Source organism: Bifidobacterium sp. UBA6881, assembly GCA_002451435.1.
Classification (GTDB): Bacteria; Actinomycetota; Actinomycetes; order Actinomycetales; family Bifidobacteriaceae; genus Bifidobacterium.
In genome coordinates this window covers 1-1,930 of sequence record DKCF01000015.1, presented here as the reverse complement: position 1 = coordinate 1,930, position 1,930 = coordinate 1, and the positions used below count along the sequence as shown (strand labels likewise).

Genomic DNA, 1,930 nt, shown 5'->3' with positions numbered 1-1,930 from the left:
GCCCCAATCCTTCATTGCGTCGATGACCGTCCGCAACGTCCGCCCGGTATCCGTCAATGAATACTCCACGCGCGGCGGCACCTCCGGATACACCTCGCGATGCACCAGACCATCGCGCTCCATCTGGCGCAGATTCGCGGTCAGCACCTTCTGGGAGATGCTGCCGATCGAGCGGCGCAACTCGCTGAACCGCATCGTGCCGTTCAGCAGGTCGCGCAGGATCAGCACCTTCCATTTGTCCGAGATCATCAGCAACGTCGTCTCCACGGGGCACGCCGGCAACTTACGTTCAGCAGTCATAATTTTCCTTTCGCAAAACCCAATATAATCACTAAAAGTTCCTTATTGGTAACTATAGAACTTTTTTGTGCCTTCTTCCATTTTCTTCCGTATGGAAATAGCGTATTGCATATCAACGATACAAACCATCCAACGAAAGGAACCGACATGAAGATCGCAGTGGTCGCAGCAAATGGCAAGGAAGGCCGGCTCGTCGTCAAGGAAGCCGTCAAGCGCGGCCATGACGTGACCGCCGTGGTGCGCGGCGAAAACAAGTCCGAAGCGCGGCACGCCATCATCAAGGACCTCTTCGACCTGACCGCGGCCGACCTCGCCGACTTCGACGTGGTCGTGGACGCGGCTGGCGCATGGACCCCGGACACCCTGCACGTCATTCCCGACGCAGCCAAGCACCTGTCCGACGTACTGTCCGGAACCGACACCCGCCTGATCGTGGTCGGCGGCGCCGGAAGCCTGTTCGTGAACAAGGAACACACCGTCGCCCTCGAAGACACTCCGGACTTCCCGGATGCCTACAAGCCGGTTTCCGCAGCGCATGGCGAGGCACTTGCCCACCTGCGCACCCTTTCCGACGTGAAGTGGACCTACATCAGCCCGGCCGCCGATTTCCAGGCCGAAGGCGAGCGCATCGGCTCCTATGAGCTGGCCGGCGAGGAATTCACCACCAACGCCGATGGCCAGAGCTTCATCAGCTACGCCGACTTCGCCATTGCCGTGGTCGACGAGGCCGAGTCCGCCAAGCACGTCGGCGAACGCATCTCCGTATACGCGAAGTGAGGAAGCCATAGCAGGAGCCGCAGAGATGCCGGCGACGCGGTTTCCAATCCGCAATCCGTTGAATTCTAATAGATTTCACTGTGAGCATAATCAGGGAATGAGCGCCGCCCGGAAGAGTTGGGTGAAGTGAAAGGTCAAGGTCAGGAGCCCGGGAGGGTTCCGGATGCAGCAACGAACCCGGTCGCCGGTGTCGCTGGATGGTGACGCCGCAGCGATATTCGCACGGCCGGCTGCCAAGCTGCATTACTCCGCGCCGCACGCGTTTGCGTGCGCGCCGATTGAAGGAGTACCGATTATGGCAATGTTTCCGGCTTTGATGAATGACACGATGTTCTCCGACCTGTTCGACGATCCGTTCTTCGAGGGATGGCGCAACATGGATCGCGCTTCGGCAAGCGATCCGAACATGCAGATGGGCATGATGAGCACTGATGTGCGCGAGACCGACAAGGGCTACACCGTCGATATCGACATGCCTGGATTCAAGAAGGAAGACATTTCGCTGGACCTGCAGAACGGCTATCTGACCGTTTCCGCGCGTCGCGACAGCTCTCACGAGGACAAGGACGACAACGGCCATTGGCTGCGCCGTGAACGCTACGCCGGCTCCTGCTCTCGTAGCTTCTACGTCGGCGAGGATATGAAGGATTCCGACATCCACGCCAGCTACAAGGACGGCACGCTGTGCCTGGAAATGCCGAAGCCGGAAGCTCAGCAGCAGGTCGAGACCAAGCACCAGATCGCCATTGAAGGCTGATTCTTCGATTTTCTGATGGGCGATTGCCGCCGCCTGTTCTACGGTGTCTACGCTGACTAATTGACGGGCGACGAAGAAACAACGCCATAAATCCGC

The 1,930-nt window shown here is 58.9% G+C and carries 3 protein-coding genes; 2 read left to right on the top strand and 1 reads right to left on the bottom strand.

The genetic code is table 11. The features are described 5' to 3' along the window. Positions 1-300, bottom strand: a 300-nt coding sequence (locus B3C64_RS01140) for a winged helix-turn-helix transcriptional regulator (protein WP_291533141.1), incomplete at its 3' end; no start/stop codon positions are given. 147 nt (positions 301-447) lie between these two features. On the opposite strand from B3C64_RS01140, the gene B3C64_RS01135 reads away from it, so the two are divergent. Further along, positions 448-1,077 carry an NAD(P)-dependent oxidoreductase gene (locus tag B3C64_RS01135; protein WP_291533140.1) on the top strand — a complete coding sequence of 210 codons (630 nt, stop codon included), beginning with the start codon at positions 448-450 and terminating at the stop codon, positions 1,075-1,077. A 295-nt stretch (positions 1,078-1,372) separates the two neighbouring features. Then, positions 1,373-1,834 carry an Hsp20/alpha crystallin family protein gene (locus tag B3C64_RS01130; RefSeq protein WP_291533139.1) on the top strand — a complete coding sequence of 154 codons (462 nt, stop codon included), beginning with the start codon at positions 1,373-1,375 and terminating at the stop codon, positions 1,832-1,834. The last annotated feature ends 96 nt before the right edge of the window (positions 1,835-1,930 follow it).